This window comes from Chitinophaga sp. S165, from assembly GCF_003182155.1.
GTDB lineage: Bacteria > Bacteroidota > Bacteroidia > Chitinophagales > Chitinophagaceae > Chitinophaga.
Map to the genome: position 1 here is coordinate 145,071 of NZ_QGTG01000011.1, position 16,833 is coordinate 161,903.

The 16,833-nt window shown below is 45.5% G+C and carries 10 protein-coding genes; 6 read left to right on the forward strand and 4 right to left on the reverse strand.

Annotated elements, in window-relative coordinates; genetic code table 11:
• Positions 1 to 15: 15 nt before the first annotated feature.
• From C7475_RS29145 to C7475_RS29155, 3 genes are read left to right on the forward strand one after another with little or no spacing between them, the layout of a single operon-like run.
• Positions 16 to 1,806, forward strand: coding sequence for a hypothetical protein (locus tag C7475_RS29145; protein WP_146217691.1), 1,791 nt, complete (start codon positions 16 to 18; stop codon positions 1,804 to 1,806).
• Between the two features lie 26 nt (positions 1,807 to 1,832).
• Positions 1,833 to 7,868: a deaminase domain-containing protein gene (locus C7475_RS29150; protein ID WP_110056962.1), complete on the forward strand. Its 6,036-nt coding sequence runs from the start codon at positions 1,833 to 1,835 to the stop codon at positions 7,866 to 7,868.
• Positions 7,868 to 8,353, forward strand: a complete 486-nt coding sequence (locus tag C7475_RS29155) for an SMI1/KNR4 family protein (protein ID WP_110056963.1) — start codon at positions 7,868 to 7,870, stop codon at positions 8,351 to 8,353. Before C7475_RS29150 ends, C7475_RS29155 begins: the two co-directional genes overlap by 1 nt.
• A 140-nt stretch (positions 8,354 to 8,493) precedes the next feature.
• Here C7475_RS29155 and C7475_RS29160 read toward each other — a convergent pair whose 3' ends face one another.
• From C7475_RS29160 to msrA, 3 genes are all read right to left on the reverse strand, one after another.
• Complete coding sequence (locus tag C7475_RS29160) at positions 8,494 to 9,210, reverse strand: hypothetical protein (RefSeq protein ID WP_110056964.1); 717 nt, start codon at positions 9,208 to 9,210, stop codon at positions 8,494 to 8,496.
• Between the two features lie 77 nt (positions 9,211 to 9,287).
• Entirely contained in the window at positions 9,288 to 10,034 is a 747-nt protein-coding gene (locus C7475_RS29165; protein ID WP_110056965.1) for a hypothetical protein, read from the reverse strand.
• A gap of 164 nt (positions 10,035 to 10,198) precedes the next feature.
• Entirely contained in the window at positions 10,199 to 10,849 is a 651-nt protein-coding gene (msrA, locus tag C7475_RS29170) for a peptide-methionine (S)-S-oxide reductase MsrA (RefSeq protein WP_370445446.1), read from the reverse strand.
• 202 nt (positions 10,850 to 11,051) lie between these two features.
• On the opposite strand from msrA, the gene C7475_RS29175 reads away from it, so the two are divergent.
• Positions 11,052 to 13,169 carry an endonuclease MutS2 gene (locus C7475_RS29175; protein WP_110056966.1) on the forward strand — a complete coding sequence of 706 codons (2,118 nt, stop codon included), beginning with the start codon at positions 11,052 to 11,054 and terminating at the stop codon, positions 13,167 to 13,169.
• A 51-nt stretch (positions 13,170 to 13,220) separates the two neighbouring features.
• On the opposite strand, the gene C7475_RS29180 is transcribed toward C7475_RS29175, so the two are convergent.
• Positions 13,221 to 14,807 carry a BACON domain-containing protein gene (locus C7475_RS29180; RefSeq protein ID WP_110056967.1) on the reverse strand — a complete coding sequence of 529 codons (1,587 nt, stop codon included), beginning with the start codon at positions 14,805 to 14,807 and terminating at the stop codon, positions 13,221 to 13,223.
• Between the two features lie 178 nt (positions 14,808 to 14,985).
• Between C7475_RS29180 and C7475_RS29185 the strand changes: the two genes are divergently transcribed.
• Positions 14,986 to 15,426, forward strand: a complete 441-nt coding sequence (locus C7475_RS29185) for a MarR family winged helix-turn-helix transcriptional regulator (RefSeq protein ID WP_110056968.1) — start codon at positions 14,986 to 14,988, stop codon at positions 15,424 to 15,426.
• Between the two features lie 290 nt (positions 15,427 to 15,716).
• Complete coding sequence (locus C7475_RS29190; protein ID WP_110056969.1) at positions 15,717 to 16,598, forward strand: helix-turn-helix domain-containing protein; 882 nt, start codon at positions 15,717 to 15,719, stop codon at positions 16,596 to 16,598.
• Positions 16,599 to 16,833 lie beyond the last annotated feature (235 nt).

The window sequence follows — 16,833 nt, forward strand, 5'->3', positions numbered from 1 at the left end:
TAAAAGTATTGCGTTATGAAGCATTGCTACATATTTTTTATTACAACGGTCAGTATGTTGCTGATCTGCATCAGTATGGCAAACGGTCAGGCACTTGACCAGCTTGGCGTAAAGAAAGGTGTGACCATGAATGGCTCCGTAAATGCGAGTACCACCGCTTATACGGCCAGTGGCATTGACGCCAGAAGAGACCCCTTTGCATGGTACCTCAATGGTAATATCAATATCAACATGTTCGGATATGATATGCCTTTCTCATTCAGCTATAGCAACCAGGGAAAGAACTACTCTCAGCCTTTTAATCAGTTCCGCTTTGCACCAAGTTACAAATGGGCTCGATTGTACGTGGGAAGTTCCAGTATGAACTTCAGCAATTACACCCTGGCAGGTCATATGTTCAATGGTGTGGGAGTGGAGCTGACGCCTTCGAAATGGCGTATCTCCGCCATGTACGGCACCTTGCTGAAAGCCGTGCCTTTTGATGTACTTGTGCCGGAAAGCTATAGCAGGGCCTCTTTCGAGCGTAAAGGCGCAGGTCTGAAAGTGGCATATGAAAATGAAGGCAACGCCTATGGCATATCGCTATTCCGCGCTAAAGACGATGCGGCTTCTCTGCCCTTCATTCCCGACGACGCAACCATTACACCTAGAGAGAACGTCGCGGTAGCCTTCAATGTGAAGCAAAACATTATTCAGCACATCTTCGTCGATGTAGAATATTCAGTGTCTGCCATCAACCGGGATGTACGTGGAGAAAAGAATGCGTTTGATAGCAGCAGGGGAACGTCCAACCTCTTAAGCCACTTTTTATCACCTACCAATAATACCCGTTACTTCGATGCCATACAGGCAGGACTGGGATATAACGGATCGTTTTATACAGTGCAGCTGCGCTATGAAAGGGTAGCGCCCGACTATGTAACACTGGGCGCATATAATGTGGTGAACGACATGCGCAACATCACCGTAGCTCCTTCCTTTAAACTGTTCAATGGCAGGGTGAACCTCTCTGCTAATGCAGGTATGCAGGTCAATAACCTGGACGACAGTAAGAGCAGTGATGCCAAACGCTGGGTAGTGAACGGTAATGCCAGCGTTGTTGCTGGCGACCACTGGGCGTTGAACGGAGGATATTCCAACTTCAGTAACTATACCCGCGTCAGACCACAGGCCGATCCTTATTTCAACAACCCAATGGATACGCTGGACTTCTACCAGGTGAATAATACCTACAATGCCATGGTGATGTATCATACCGGCGATAAAGAAAGACAGCAGGCAATTACGCTGAACTCTTCCTACCAGTATGCAAGCGACAGAAGCAGCAATGATACGACTGCACCGATACTTACTAAATTCTTTACGTCCAATGTCAGCTACTCCTACAGTCTGCCGCCGAAAGACCTGACCATGAGCGCCACCGTGAACTATTACAAGAACACAGCAGCCGGATTGAGCACTACTTTCATGGGACCCGGTATGAACGTCAATAAACAATTCCTGGAGAAGACATTACGCACAGGCGTTTCAGCAGTATACAATGTAACATCTGCAAAGAATACAACAGGCGAAGGAACGGTCATATCAACTAACAGTACGCTCTTTAATACAGGGCTGAATGTTAATTACAGTCCGAAAGGAAAACAACCCGATGCCGCTGCGGAAGGGGAAGGAAAGAAGAAGTTATTCAGTAAGCAGACACACACGATAGGCGCAACTGTTTCATGGGTACTTCGTGGAGCTACCACTTACCAGCCCGGTTACAATGAACTGACAAGTACGATCAACTATACCTATTCATTTTGACAATAACGTTTAATCATATCCAGAGGATGTCCCATATATACCGATCCGTTCTATGCCTGTTGCTGTTTGCATTAGGTATAACAAACGTTCATGCCCAGCAATACCCGGTTACTGCCAGCACGCAGATCATACCACCGTACAGTGTTTATCTTCCTGACTATGCAGTAGCAGGTAGCGACAAACTGCGCGTGATACTTGTGCAGAATGACCTGACACTGCCCAGCTACAATATCCGGTTGCGGATGACTGTTGAACAGAACGGTACGGTTATTATGCGGACAGCCGCTATGTTCAATCCCAAGCCACTGTCATTGAGCGCTGGCATTCCTACTATCATCGGAGGGATTGATCTGGCAGATTATCTTAACCCCGCCAATATTGAATACAGTGGTGGCTTCAGCAGGGACCAGTACGAAAAGACCCGTTCCCTGCCGGAAGGGGCATACCGCATATCCTTCACGGCGTTTGACTATAGCCGCCCGCAGGTACAGGTAAGTAATATGGGATCGAACGTGTTCTTTTTCCGGAAGAGTGATCCGCCCTTATTAAACCTGCCTATCTGTAACAGCCGCGTGGAGAAACTGGACCCGCAGTTCGTCACCTTTAACTGGAGCAGCCGTAACTCGCCTAACCCTTTGCCGGGAAGCGGAACAGAATATGTCTTCTCCCTGTATGAGGTAAGACCGGCCGGTAGCAATCCCGATTACATTCTACGTAGCGCCAAGCCTATTTACACAGTGGTTACACAAAGTAACACGATCGCATATGGTCCTGGCGAACCGCAGTTGAGGGACAGCATGCAATACGTATGGGTGGTACAGGCACGTGATAAGAGCGGAAGGGATATGTTCAGCAACCAGGGACTGAGCCAGAGTTGTACGTTCACTTATCTTGGTAATAATCCTTTTACACAGGGCAATATACAGAAGCCGTTATTGAAAGGACGTTCTACCGGCGAACGCAGCTTACGTTTTAACTGGGAACCTGCTGATGCGGTTTATAAGGTGGAGGCTTACCGCGTGCAATATCGTGCGGCCAAAACAGGCGATACGGAGTTCGACTGGCAAACAGAAGAAAAGAAAGGAGATACTGCACTTAGCGTGAATAGCCTCGAACCGGGCCGTGTGTATGAAGGAAGAATGCAATGGAAAATAGCCGGTATCTATGGACCTCCCAGTGATGTAGTAACTGTAAAAACAGATTCTGCTAAGACCTTTGTATGTGGTGATGCCGGTAGGATACCTGTGCCCACTAACAAAGAACCGCTGGCAAGTTTAAGTATCGGAAAGATCATTCGCGTAGGCAACTTTGATATCATACTGACAGAAGCAAAGGGTAGTAACGGTAAGTTCTCCGGTAAAGGCCGTGTAATCACGCTTGGTTTTGGTATTGGTTTGCAGATGGAGTTCAAGGATATCTCCATCAATACAGACATGGTGGTGACAGCGGGCAATGTGTATGCTTCAACAGAAGGTATCGACAAGTTCGTAAACGACAAACTGGATGAACAACATGGTGGTAATGACGTAGGCGATGTGAAGAACGGGGATATCGTTCCTGATATCGTAACAAAACTGAAACTCTTCATACCTGCTAATATCAAGGTAAATACGGACGAAGGTACCATCACACTTAAAGACAATGAGACCGGTAAGGAAGAAGTGATAAACTACAAGGACAAGGGTAAAACCTTACCGCTCGTCCTGGAAGATGGCGAGGGTTATCTCTTTAACATTGATAAAGGCGGAAAGGTAACTGCTATTGGTAAACGTGATAATTCGATCACACCGCGGGTACTGGAATCCTTAAAGAACCTGCAGCTTGACAAAGGAACAGTAACGTTTACTGCCGGTCAGGGCAATACTTACGGATTTGACGCATGGAAAGACAGTTACGCAGGTAAAGAGATGGTAGCCCGCGAATATGAATCGCTGGCAGATGGTAAGTACCACGTTAGTGCAAAAGCTATCGTACCGGGCGAACAGGAAGAAGTGATCGCTACATTGACAAACTCAGCAAGTGATATTACAGCCGCTAAGCTGAAGTTTATTACTGGTAAGGGCATCGTGCTGGAAGCGAAAGATAATGGTAACGGTCGTTTCTCTATTAAGCTGACAGGTGGCCATGGCGGTGATGCACAGGAAATATACGCAGTTCATCCGGATGGAAAAGGTGGTTACATCAGCCTGGGTAAACTGTTATTGGTAAGTTATACGCCATTGCCAAAGAAACTGGTGCTGGTGCCGGTAGGATCGAAGGTGGCCGTGCCTGAAGCAAAAATAAAAGCAGCCTTACAGCAGGCTTATGGCAAAGTCGGTATCACCTATGAGGTGAAGACAGATGAAGGCTTCCGCTTTAACAGAACATGGGACAGCAATGGCGACAGCATCCTGCAGGATAAGGGGAGTGCATTCCTCAGTAATGGATTCACGGGCGAAGAGAAGGCCTTACAGAAGGCTTATAAGAAGGCCGTTAAGATCGATAATGATGCTGTGTACCTGTTCCTGGTAGACGAAGCCGCATTGTCCGATGGCGACCTCGCAGGTAAGATGCCGCGTGAAAGCCAGTTTGGATTTGTATTCACGAAAGGCGCCGGTGATGATAACGTTGCCCGCACAGTGGTGCATGAAATAGGGCATGGCGATTATACACTGGAGCATACGTTCAGCAATGTTGTTGGCCTGGAGCGCAGCTCTACCGACAACCTGATGGACTACGGTAATGGTTTCGGCCTGTTGAAATTCCAGTGGGATATCCTGCACGATCCGGGACATGTATGGGGCGTATTTGATGAAGATGGAAGCAGTCAGAACTACATAGGTCAGCAGATCAACAGTACCTTCATGAACAAGGACGATAAGACGGTTTCCTTCCTCTCATTATCGGGTACAGCTGTGTCAGTGCCGTTCGACAGTCTGGGCAGCGTACAGTTCCAGTATGGTGCGATCAGGGTGGCAGGAGGTAAGGATACGTATGATCCTCAGATCACAGTAGGGGCAGTAAGGGCTTTCCAAAAGAAGAACAGCGCAGGCACCATGGAAGAATACCGTTTCGTTGATGCGGAAGGTGTATACAGGAATTCAAACGGTGAGCGCTTTATACAGATTGCGGATACTACTTTGGTTGATGGATTTGTATATCCTGTACAGTGTGATGAGAAATACAAGCTGTTTAAGTTCGCCAGGATTGGTGTTCCGGCTTACAAGGGAGGAGAACCGAAGCTTAACTTTACTGAGTTGGTGGGACGTTTCAATCCGTTCAAAGGACGGATGCCGATGAAAGGTGTTTATGGAGGAGTGCTTGAGCAGGAAGTTCCAATGACTGTAAATGGCGCTTGTCAGTACTGTATCTCGCCTGTAACGATCAGCATGATCAAGGGGCATTGTTCGACAGCAGAATATATCTGGGTAGACAAGCTGGCGCAGATGAGAAATGTTTTCCCTGACTACTTTGATAAGTTTACCCAAACCAATTTTGAAGACAGAGGTAACTGGGAAATGCCACAGACGGTATCGGAGGTGCACGTGATAGGGGATCCTAACCAGCAAATAAAGGATACCAGGACCACGTACGATTATCAGTATCCGTGGGGTGCATACCTGAAGAAACATGATAGTATTAAGGTTGCGTATAACGGAAACAAGGAACTTTTCTTCGAAACCTTCTATACCGAATTTGTTAAGTTCATCAATACCTCAGTAGCTGAAGATGATCACTTCTGGGAGAACCTGTATGACGGAACACCGGCTAACGCAATATTTGCCCAACTGGATGGCGATCCGGCATTTCATCTGCGATCTGTACCGCTGGAGAAAAGAGAACTGGCGCTGAAACTGCTGACGAAGCATTACAACACTGCAGTTTACTTTAACCGGAAGGACCTTCCATATTTACGTTTGCTTGCAAGCTTCAAGGAGGAAGATCAGTTCCCGGCGCTGGTATACATAGAAGATAGTATCACCATCCGAAAGATCTACGAGCTGTTTGACGAGATGAACAAGACGGAAGACGCTCAGATAGGTGTATTGATGGCCCTGAGTAATATGATCACGGGATCGGGATACTTCTATGAAAAAGAGGAAAAGGTCGTGGACGAGCTGGAAGATCACAACATTATCGCACAGGTAGAAGCTGACATGTTGCAGTTCAAAAATGTTGAGGTAGAACTTTTCGACACGAGCCAGCTGCTGATAAATAAAAAGTTGTTCAGATACAATGATATCGTAACAATTAAAACCGCAGGTAAGTTCGCAATTGGAGATAAGGTGTATGAGAGAGGGGCTATACTACGTGTACCGGCCTTGCAGGTAGCATTGATGGCGTCTGTAACTAATGCACAGGTGACGGAAAAAACGGCGTGGCTGGCAGTCGATATCGGTACGATGATAGTTGGTGTCTGGGGCGCGAAAGTCTTGTTTACTGCAGGTAATTATTTAAGGAAGGCCATTGTATACGCTGATCTGATTGGATCTGCGGGGGGCATTACATTACAGTTGCTCGACAATGACGCTGTCTCGGATGATACAAGGTTCTATCTGCAACTTTCCTGTTTTGCAGTATCCCTGCCAAACATGGTTGCGTCAATACCGAAGATTGAAAGGACATTGGCTCAATTGGATGTAGAGCTGAATGCAGCACGGCAGGCAGGTAAGTCGCAGCAGAAGATAGAAGATATGCTGAAGGTAAGGAAACAGCTGGCAGATGCCATTCACCTGGACGACCTGGTAGCAGATGCAAAAGAGATAGAAAAAAGAGTGGTGGCTGTAAGTGGCAATAGAACGGACGAGGTGGTATCCTGGCTGGAAAGCACGAAAGCAGTTGATGATAAGAACGTCTACCTTGTCGTGCATGCTGATGGTGACATATTCAGGGTGATGCATAAGGGGCAGGATATCGAAATGACACATAGGTCCCTTGCTCAATGGATCAACAGTACAAATAATATCCCGGCTGACGGTCAACTGGTATTGTTGTCCTGCGTTGATATCGAGACGGCAAAGAATCTTAGCCGTAAACTAGGCCGTTCGATAGTAGCAAATGATGGAGCGGTAAAAGTATATAAGAACGGACTGATAGAGGCGGATAACGGATTTAAGTACATAGACGAGGCGGGCAATGTAGACGATAGTAAAAAACTAATCATTGGAAAGCAGCAGCCAGCGGAAGGGGATATGATACTGCTGGGTAAGGCCACTATCAGAAAATGGGATGTGAGCTCACTCGCAGAAGCATTTGGTATTAATAGCGCACTAGCGAAGAAGTTGCTTGAGAACAAGGAATTTATAACGGCATGCGAAAACAGCGATAGGCTTATTCAGGTTATTAAAAAGGAACTGCCCCTGGGTGTAAACGGACTAGTTGGTAACAGGAGGTTTACGAATTACAGGGAGGCTCTATTGACGGTGTTCACAGAAGATCCAACACTGTTCACCAGGCTTAATAAACAGATAAAAGACGCTGAAACTATTCTGAAGAGCGGTAAACTTACCACGGAAAAGTACAAACAGTTCAACGCTATCAGAATTGAAATAGAGAACCTTTTGCAGGCTGCTGATTTTGAAACCAGCTTCTTTGCCAACTCAATATTTACGACAGCGATCTATCGCAATGCAGCGCTGAGTGATGAGGCAATGAAAACGTTGAAGGCGGCAAGAACGAAGTATGGTATAGGTGCAGACCAGAACCTTCTTGTTACCGAAATGGAAATGGCAAATGGTGAAGTGATTGAACAAGTGTCGCATAGCGGGAAGAATCCAAGACCAACAAATCCTCCTGCTGATCCAAAGTCAGAAGTGATCATTCCGGATGCTGTCCCCAAAGACCGCCATTATGATCAGTTCAACACCGGAGCTATTGATCGTGTACAGGATTCCGAATCTAAGTACCTTGAGTATATCTGGAATAAGATAGCGAGCGGAAAGATGAATGCAACTGACATTAAGAAGATCAACCTTTATAGTGAGAGACCCGTTTGTCCTTCCTGTGCCAACGCAATAAGGATCTTTAAGGAGAAATTCCCTAATATTGAGGTGATTGTTTACGAAGGAAAATATTTAGAATAATGACGAATGCTGATTTGTTGTACCTGGATTTCTTACTTGACTACAAGAAGTATTTCGATATCCCTGAGTCATGTACGGAGGGTGAGGTGAATAAGATAGAGAAAGAGCTTAAGATAAAGTTTCCACGGGCGTACCGGGAACTTTATCTTTTACTTGGAAAAAAACGGGCGTTCAGGATCGCACCTGAAAATGGATATAAATTCCCCGAGTATAAAGAGATGCAGGCCGGAGCTAAAGAAATTACAGATAGAAACGGGATAACGCTCGATTATGACAACATATTTGTATTCGTGGTTTTTAAAGAAAATGCGGTAGTCAGTTTTTTCAGACTTGATGAAGGAGATGATCCGCCTGTCTATGAGTATGAAGGAGGATCGGAAGAATATGAGCAGGTGACGGACCGTTTCTCTGATTATATCAAACGAATGGGCTGGTACGAAGGGTTTGTTCTTTTGAAAAGAGATAAAGACGCGGGAAGATTATAGAACTCTTACCTTATAAATAAAAGCTGACTGAAAGTAATAATGGAAATCTCCATTTGCCTTCAGTCAGCTTTTGTTTTAACCGGCAGGTGCGGTAGTTATATTTTAGTTAGTAAGATAGCGTATCTAAGATAAAACAGCGATCAGAAATCCCAATCCCAATCCGAATGAGAGCGCCTGTGGTGCCGGTGCCAGCGATGGGCCCGTTCACATTCCATCGCACTTTGTTCGTTGTTCGCACCGCTGATCACCTTGTAGAACTCAGTGATTTCATTTAACATTTGAATGTCGACGATCAGTTCACGCAGGTTGGTGTTCATATTTAATGACATCTTTATCTCCCGGTTAGCGATAGATTTTATCACCTTTAGGGCCACTTCCGCATAAGCGGTACGGAAGTCCAGGAACTCACCGGGCAGATAATTTAGGTTAGTGATTGTCATTATATTGGTAAAATCAGGCAGCTCCATAAAGTCCATTGGCTCATGCATTACTATTTTATAATGCAGTGAGGCCAGTTTTGCTTTCTTTTCTTCCAGGTAAACAAGGATCTGATCAAAGGCCTGTTGTCTGTGTTGGTAATCCAGCAGGATAGGATTCGCCGCTACGTCACTCATCAGGTTTGTATCTTTCAGATCAAGCGCGCTGATGGTGGCTTTAACATATGCATCCTGAAAATAAGGAGAGATAAATGTCACAAATGCAGCCTCCCTGTAGATTGCCTGCTTGGCAAATCTTTCACCACTGCCCATAGTCCCCGCCTGAAGGAAGTGGAGCAGCACAGGGTCATTGCTGATAGCGGTGCGGAATGTCTTCTCATGTTCGGATATGCTGGCAGTGAGGGTTTGTTCGTATTGCATGGGTTATAAAGTATATGAAGCTGACTGAAAGCAATAATGCGTTTCAGTCAGCTTTCGTTTTATCGGGAAATCAGATCTTAGTTTGAAAACATCAGTATCAACTTAATGATAATAAGAATGAAACCAATGATACCCCATATAGCCCCACTGTTACTACCGCTACCGCCGGTTACACCTTGTGCAGCACTTGACTTTTGACTTGCATTTTCCAGGGTCTGATACAAAGCATCATTATCATATGTTGTCTGCGCATCACATTTCAGCTGACGCAGGTCAGTGGCAATATTCAATGCTGCGGAGAAATTCCTGCTTACCAGCCAGCGTACCACTTTGAATATCTCTTTGCCATAGCCGGAACGGAAGTCCTGGAACTCAAGAGGGAGATAGTTCAGGTTGGCAATAACCATTATACCGGCATGTTCTGACAGTTCGGTAATGGTAACGGAGCCTCCAAGCTGCAGTCTGTTGTTGAGTGAAACCAGTTTCCCCTTCATTTCCTCCAGGTACCTTCGGATCTGATCAAAAGCCTGTGTTTTATGCGCGTCGTCCAGCAGGATAGGGTTCACTGCCACGTCGCTCATCAGGTTTGTATCTTTCAGATCGAATGCCCTTAAGATAGCCTTTACATAGACATCCTGAAAATAAGGGGAAATGAATGCCAGGAATGCAGGGTCCTTATAGATCTCTTCTTTAGAGAATTTAGCGTTTTTACGCATAGAGCCCGTTTCGAGGAAATAACTCAGTGCAGGGTCGTTGCCGATAAAGGTGCGAAAAGCCTTCTCCTGCTCGGAGATATTCGCAGCCACGGATTGTTCGTATTTCATGGGTAATAGGTATATAGAGCTTAACAGTTTGCGGGATACGTAGCTTGTCCTGCTGCAATATACCTTTATTTTTAAATATGTAACCGAAGGGAATAGGCATAAAAGCACAAAGCGAATGACCGGGATAAGTCATTCGCTTTGTGAAAATGTTGTATTACAGTAAGTTAGTTCTTCTTTAACTTATCCTTAAATACTTTCTTGAATTTTTCCAGCTTAGGCTGAATCACAAAGTGGCAGTAAGGTTGAGAGCCATTCTCATTGTAATAGTTCTGATGATAGTCCTCCGCTTTATAGAAAGCCGTCATCGGTGCTATTTCAGTTACTACCGGTTTATCATACGCGCCTGACTGTTGCAGTTTCTCTTTATACAATTCGGCCAGTTTATGCTGCTCTTCATTGTGATAGAGAATAACAGACCTGTACTGTGGGCCTACATCGTTACCCTGTCTGTTCAACTGGGTAGGGTCGTGGCTTTGCCAGAACGCCTGTAACAGTTCTTCATAAGTGATCTTCGCAGGATCGTAGGTTACCTGGATCACTTCCGCATGACCGGTAGTGCCGGAGCTTACCTGTTCGTATGTGGGATTAGCGACGGTGCCGCCGGCATAGCCGGATTCCACTTTAGTCACCCCATCCAGGTACTGAAACTGGGCCTCTGTACACCAGAAACAGCCACCGCCAAATGTAGCCTTCTCAGTTTTAACATTGTTGCTGACTTCCATATCTCCTGGTACTTTGTCTTTTGATTTTCCGCCCTGTGCACAGGCACTGATAGTTAGTGCCAGTAAACAGCTTAATAATGAGTATCTTCGCATGATTTAAAATGTTGAATGTGGCATTAATGTCAAGGGCTCAGACACCCCAACAAGTTAAATTACGATAAGATTGACGGATTAGATCACCAAGTTAAGTAACTTTAACATTCCTTTTGCCAGACCGTATAAGGTACGGAACGGCATCAGCCAATTTTAACCGTCTGTAAACAAAGGGTTTACAGGCTTTGTATGGATAAGTAAGATGAAATATTTTCCCGATTCAGCACTGGTACAGCTGGAATTTGACAAGGTACAGGCTTTGTTAAAGGAGCATTGTAAAACGGAGTTGGGTAAACAAATGGCAGATGACCTGCGTTTGCACACCCACATTGACTATGTAAGAACGGCCCTGCAACAGGCACATGAATACAAGCAGCTTACTTTGCTGCAGGAGCATTTCCCAAACGATTATGTACTGAACCTGAAAAATGAACTCCGGATGCTCGGCATCCAGGGTGCAGTACTCAGCGGTGAACAGATTATGCTCTTGCGCAAGCTTGCAGAAAGCATGCACAGTATTGTACGTTTCTTTGATCACGACAGGCGGGTACAGTATGCCGGCTTGTTCAGCGTGATCACGCATACCCATTATGAAAAGAAGATCACCGCCCTGATCGACGATGTGCTGGACGAAAACGGCGACGTACGCGATAACGCCACACCCGAACTGGCTAAGATCCGTATGAACCTCTTCCGTAAAAGGAATGAACTGCGTCGTGCGTTCGACCGTTGCCTCAGTAAACTCAGCAAACTGGGTTACCTGGCCGACACGGAAGAGGCGTTCCTGAACGGCAGAAGGGTAGTAGCCATCTACGCGGAAAACAAACGTATGGTGAAAGGTATCCAGCACGGGGAGTCTGATACCCGCCGTACTACCTTCATAGAGCCGGAAGAAACGATAGAGCTGAACAACGACGTCATGTCCCTCGAAAGAGAGGAAAGCAAGGAGGTTTACAAGATCCTGCGCACGTTGACAGCAGCCCTCAGCCAGCATGCACAACTGCTTAACAATTATCACGAGATCCTGGGGTTATACGACTTCATCAGAGCAAAAGCTAAGCTGGCGCTGGATATGGATGGTAATTATCCCATGCTTTCACCGCATGCACAGCTGCACCTCCAGGAAGCATATCACCCGCTGTTGTTATTGTATAACCGCCGCAACAAGAAACCGACTATCCCGGTAAACCTGACCCTGGATAAGGACAGTCATATCCTGGTGATCAGTGGTCCTAACGCCGGCGGTAAAACGGTGACCATGAAAACAGTGGGATTGATCCAGCTCATGTTACAGGCAGGCCTGCTGGTGCCGGTACATCCCAGTTCACAACTTGGTATTTTCCGCCAGCTGATGATCCACATCGGTGACACGCAGTCCCTGGAATTTGAGTTGAGTACATACAGCTCACACCTGAAGAACATGAAGTACTTCATGGAAGAAGCCAATGGTAAAACCTTGTTCTTTATAGATGAATTGGGAAGCGGTTCCGACCCCAATCTCGGGGGCGCCTTCGCAGAAGTGATCATGGAGGAAATGGCCAAAAAACATGCCTTCGGTATTGTCACCACCCACTACCTCAACCTGAAGATCATGGCCAATAAGGTGAGGGGTATCATTAACGGTGCGATGGGCTTTGACGAAGAAAACCTGCTGCCTATGTACAAACTCATCGTAGGCAAACCGGGTAGTTCTTATACGTTCTCTATCGCACAGCGTATCGGGCTAAATCCTTCGCTGATATCCCGTGCCAAGAACCTCGTAGATGAAGGGCATTTCCAGCTGGATAAACTGTTAAATAAGGCCGAACAGGACCTGCAGAAGATAGAGGCGAAGGAAAAGGAACTGAAAATCCTCCTGAAGGAGAATGAAAAACTCAAGCGGGAATACGAGATCCTCTCCGATAAAGAAAGGAAGACGCAGCAGTTCACTACGCTGAAGCTTCAGAACAAGATCAAGGAAGAGGAGCTGCAATACCTGAAGGACATGGAACGCAAGATGAAACAGATCGTGATAGAGTGGAAGCGTACCGACGATAAGCAGAAAGTGCTCAAACAGGCGGAAGCACTCTTATTCCGTAAAAAGGAAAAGGCGATCAATGAGCGTTTTGAGAAGAAGGTGCAGGAGCGGTTCCTGGAAGTAGTAGGAAGTGACCTTAAACTGGGCGACCAGGTAAAAATAAAGAGTAACGGTCAGGTAGGTAAACTCATTGAGATCCGTGACAAACGTGGTATCGTGAAGCTGGGGAATATCCCGATGAACGTTCTCATGTCAGACCTGGTGCTGGTAAAAGAACGGCCAAAAGAACCGGCTACGAAGTAGTTATAAAAAGGGAAAGCGACCGCTTTCCCTTTTTTGTTTTATGATACAGTTCTAGCGTACCGTGAGTTGGAACACTGCCGGACTATAACTGCCAGGATTGCCCTTACAGTTCTCGTCGTTACTCTCAAAAGTACCCAGGACAGTGATGGTTTTATCAGCATTGTAAAAGATGTCACAACCATTGTCGGACCCGGTGCCTCCGAATGATTTTTGCCACTGAATAGCTCCCTTATCATCAACCTGGAATACCCATAGATCATTATCTCCCAGGTTAGTCTTCACGTCCCTGTTTTCGCTCCAGGAGTCGGCCAATACGAGATAACCATTATCAACAATTCTCACAGAATAAGCCTGGTCTGAAGAAGAGCCGCCCAGCAGTTTTTGCCATATTTTATTACCTCTCCGGTCTATTTTAAGCAGCCATGCGTCACGGCCGCCACGATTGGAAATAAAATCGCCATCATGACTTTCATTACTACCGGCGAGTATGAAGCCGCCATCAGCAGTTTGTACACCACTTGTAAGCCAGCCAAATTGTGACCCGGCGTAATTAACATGCATTAACTTATTGCCATTAGCATCAATTTCTCTTATAAATGCGTGGTAATAATTGTTGGTGACGTCACTGGCAAACTCTCCGTCGTTACTTGCGGTAAGCCCCAGCAACAGATAAGTATTCTGAGTAGTCTTTATAATGCTTGTGCGGTCTTCTCCACTCATACCTCCAACAGTTTTCTGCCACCTTGAATTACCATCTTTGTCAAGCGATAAGAGCCATATATCAGATGGGCCTTTCAATTGTCCCGCCATGTCTCCGTCATTACTCTCACTGCTTCCTGATACGATGAAGCCCCCATCTGCTGTTTCTGCCAGCGCGTAGGCTTGTTCGTTCCGGCTTCCTCCCCATACCTTCTTCCATATTATATTGCCGGAAGCATCCAACCGGATGATCGCGGCGTCATTCAAACCATGAATGGCAGAAATATCTCCGTCAGAACTTTCTTCAACAGTTCCCACTACTGCATAACCTCCATCCTCCATTTCTATAACCCTACGGCCGATATCCTGCCCCCTGCCACCAAATGCCTTCTGCCATACTAAACCGCCATTTGCATCTGTCTTAATAACCCATATGTCGCTTCCGCCTTTCAGAGAGAGACCGGGACCTTCAGACCCGACCATACCGGTCATAATAAAACCGCCATCTTTTGTTTTAACAGCATTATCCCAATAGTCAAACCATGACCCGCCTGAAAACTTCGCAGGTGAAATATTGATCTCCACCGCTTGTTGTACTACGGTAATATTGACAGGGTGGATCGAGGTGTCCGAGGTCGATTTAACGATCAATGTAGCGGTCCTGTAGGTAGTTGTTGTGTTTGTCATAGACGCCTTTACCGTTATTAGGGCATCTCCTGTACCGGAAGACACGTCAGTGGTGACCCAGTCTTCGGTGCTAATGATCTGCCAGCCGCCTTGCGTCTGGAGGTTGAATGAGGTGGTTGATCCGGCCAGACCGAACAGGCTTAAGTCGGGCTGGTCAGCCGTTAAAGTCACTTTTTCTGGTTGAGCGTCTTTTTTACAATAGGAGAAGAGTAACACTATTGCTGCAAGTAAGCAGGCAATTCTTTCAGTCATAAGTACAGGTATTAGGACATATTTAGATTTCAAATATATTGACAATTAATAAAAGCACAGGTTATTTTAGGAACAGATAATACACATTGAGCCTTTTTAAGAAGCATGTATGAAAATAAAAAGACATGCAAAAAGATAATTTACTTTTATTTAGCCGGCTAATTATTATATTTGACCCATGAACAGACCGATGATGTGTAGTACCATCAGCCATTTGCTTGTGCAGATCTGTAAGGTGCATAGGAATAAGGGCAACCAGATGCTGGCTGCCTATAACCTCCACGCAGGACAGGAACATTTCCTGGCCCAGGTATTATGCGGAGGAGCGATGACGATGAATGAACTCACGGAAAATCTGGACGTTACCCCGGCAACAGTGACAAGAATGGCCGAGCGGTTAGAAAAGAACGGTTTCCTCACGAAGGAGAAATGCTGTTCCGATCAGCGGGTGGTTAGGGTGAAACTGACGGAAAAGGGGACGGAAGCCGCAACTAAGATCATAGATACTACCTGGAATAAGCTGGAACAACAGATCGTCAAAAATATGAGCACGGAAGAGAAGGTATTGCTCAGGAGATTACTAATGCAGGTGTTAGAGAACATCGAAGAGGAAGAATAGGGTCATTTTTCCTTTTTTTAACCATATTTACTTAGCCGGCTAATTAAATATGGCATTGAAAAGTAGCACGGATCGTATAGAATAAATTATCAAGCTCTAAATTAAAGTTCAAAGAATCATTACAACATGTGAGTGGAATTTATACTTTTGTACGGCCATATTGTACTATACGTTAATACTACTTGTTACCACCTGCTTCTGTCCGATCAAATAGTCTAATCAGATCCTGATCTGCCTGATCACCTTATTTACTGTAGTGAACCATTATTAATAACAAACCGTCAAGTGTTATGAGGAATAATGTATTGATACCCGTTTACAACTATGCCGACGTTAACAGGCCAGATAATCCTGTGAAAGGATTCCATATAGATCGCACCACATACCTTGTACAACCGGGAGATCTGACAGAGCCGCACAGACGCTCGAATTACAGCCTCACCCTATTGTTGTCAGGAGAAAGCGTACAATATATTGACTTTGATAAATACACCGTGAAAGCACCGGCGCTGATCATGTTATCGCCAGACCAGATACATCAGCATAGCGGTGATAGCCTGTCAGAAATTGTCAACATCTCTTTCTCCCCCGAGTTCCTGATACCTGAAACATCCGCCAGTGGCATGATCTGCTGGGCCTGTGTATTTGAACAGGCAATAGTTGAACTGACCGATGGCCAGTTAAAAGAGTTGATGGGCTTTGCCCGCTTGATGTTGAGGGAAACGGAAAATCCGCAGCCACTCAGTGAACTGATCATCCGCAGTCAGTTGAAATCACTGATGGCAGCAACCGCCAGATTACCGCAACTGGATATAGCCTCTATTCAGTCAGATACCCTGCCTAACCGCATTGTAAGACAGTTTAACGAGCTGTCTGACCTGCATTATAAGGACAAAACACAGGTAGCACATTATGCAGATATGATGTTTGTAACACCGGGGCATCTGAATGATACCATCAAATCAGCCATGGGAAAAACAGCAAAACAGATCATTGATGAGAAACGTATAACTGAAGCAAAACGGTTACTGTACTGGGGGGAACATAGCATTAAGGAAATAGCAGGGCAGCTTAATTTTGAAGACGACGGCTATTTTAACCGCTTTTTTAAGAAACACACGGGTGCAACTCCTGCCTCTTTTCAGAGAAGCATCCGGGAAAAGTACAACTAATACCGTAATTTGTTAAACGATTTTCTTTTTCATACGTTCTATTTTTGTGCATTGATAGGATTAATGTTTTAGCAACCGTCAAACTAAAACCGAAAGCTCATGAAGTTCAGTGTCTCTATCTGCTAATCGCCAGGAACCAATTCTCTTAGCAGTTTTTATTAGTCATTAAGTTAAGCGTAAATCTACCCCGTAGTGCGAACTACGCGACAACTATATTTCCTTTCCTCCAACCTCG

Excerpts from the sequence above, each read along its gene's own strand:
- C7475_RS29165 (WP_110056965.1), bottom strand. The coding sequence starts at position 10,034 with ATGAAATACGAACAATCCGTGGCTGCGAATATCTCCGAGCAGGAGAAG.
- C7475_RS29185 (WP_110056968.1), top strand. The coding sequence starts at position 14,986 with ATGAACAGACCGATGATGTGTAGTACCATCAGCCATTTGCTTGTGCAG.
- C7475_RS29190 (WP_110056969.1), top strand. The coding sequence starts at position 15,717 with ATGAGGAATAATGTATTGATACCCGTTTACAACTATGCCGACGTTAAC.
- C7475_RS29160 (WP_110056964.1), bottom strand. The coding sequence starts at position 9,210 with ATGCAATACGAACAAACCCTCACTGCCAGCATATCCGAACATGAGAAG.
- C7475_RS29175 (WP_110056966.1), top strand. The coding sequence starts at position 11,052 with ATGAAATATTTTCCCGATTCAGCACTGGTACAGCTGGAATTTGACAAG.
- C7475_RS29155 (WP_110056963.1), top strand. The coding sequence starts at position 7,868 with ATGACGAATGCTGATTTGTTGTACCTGGATTTCTTACTTGACTACAAG.
- C7475_RS29180 (WP_110056967.1), bottom strand. The coding sequence starts at position 14,807 with ATGACTGAAAGAATTGCCTGCTTACTTGCAGCAATAGTGTTACTCTTC.
- msrA (WP_370445446.1), bottom strand. The coding sequence starts at position 10,849 with ATGCGAAGATACTCATTATTAAGCTGTTTACTGGCACTAACTATCAGT.
- C7475_RS29145 (WP_146217691.1), top strand. The coding sequence starts at position 16 with ATGAAGCATTGCTACATATTTTTTATTACAACGGTCAGTATGTTGCTG.
- C7475_RS29150 (WP_110056962.1), top strand. The coding sequence starts at position 1,833 with ATGTCCCATATATACCGATCCGTTCTATGCCTGTTGCTGTTTGCATTA.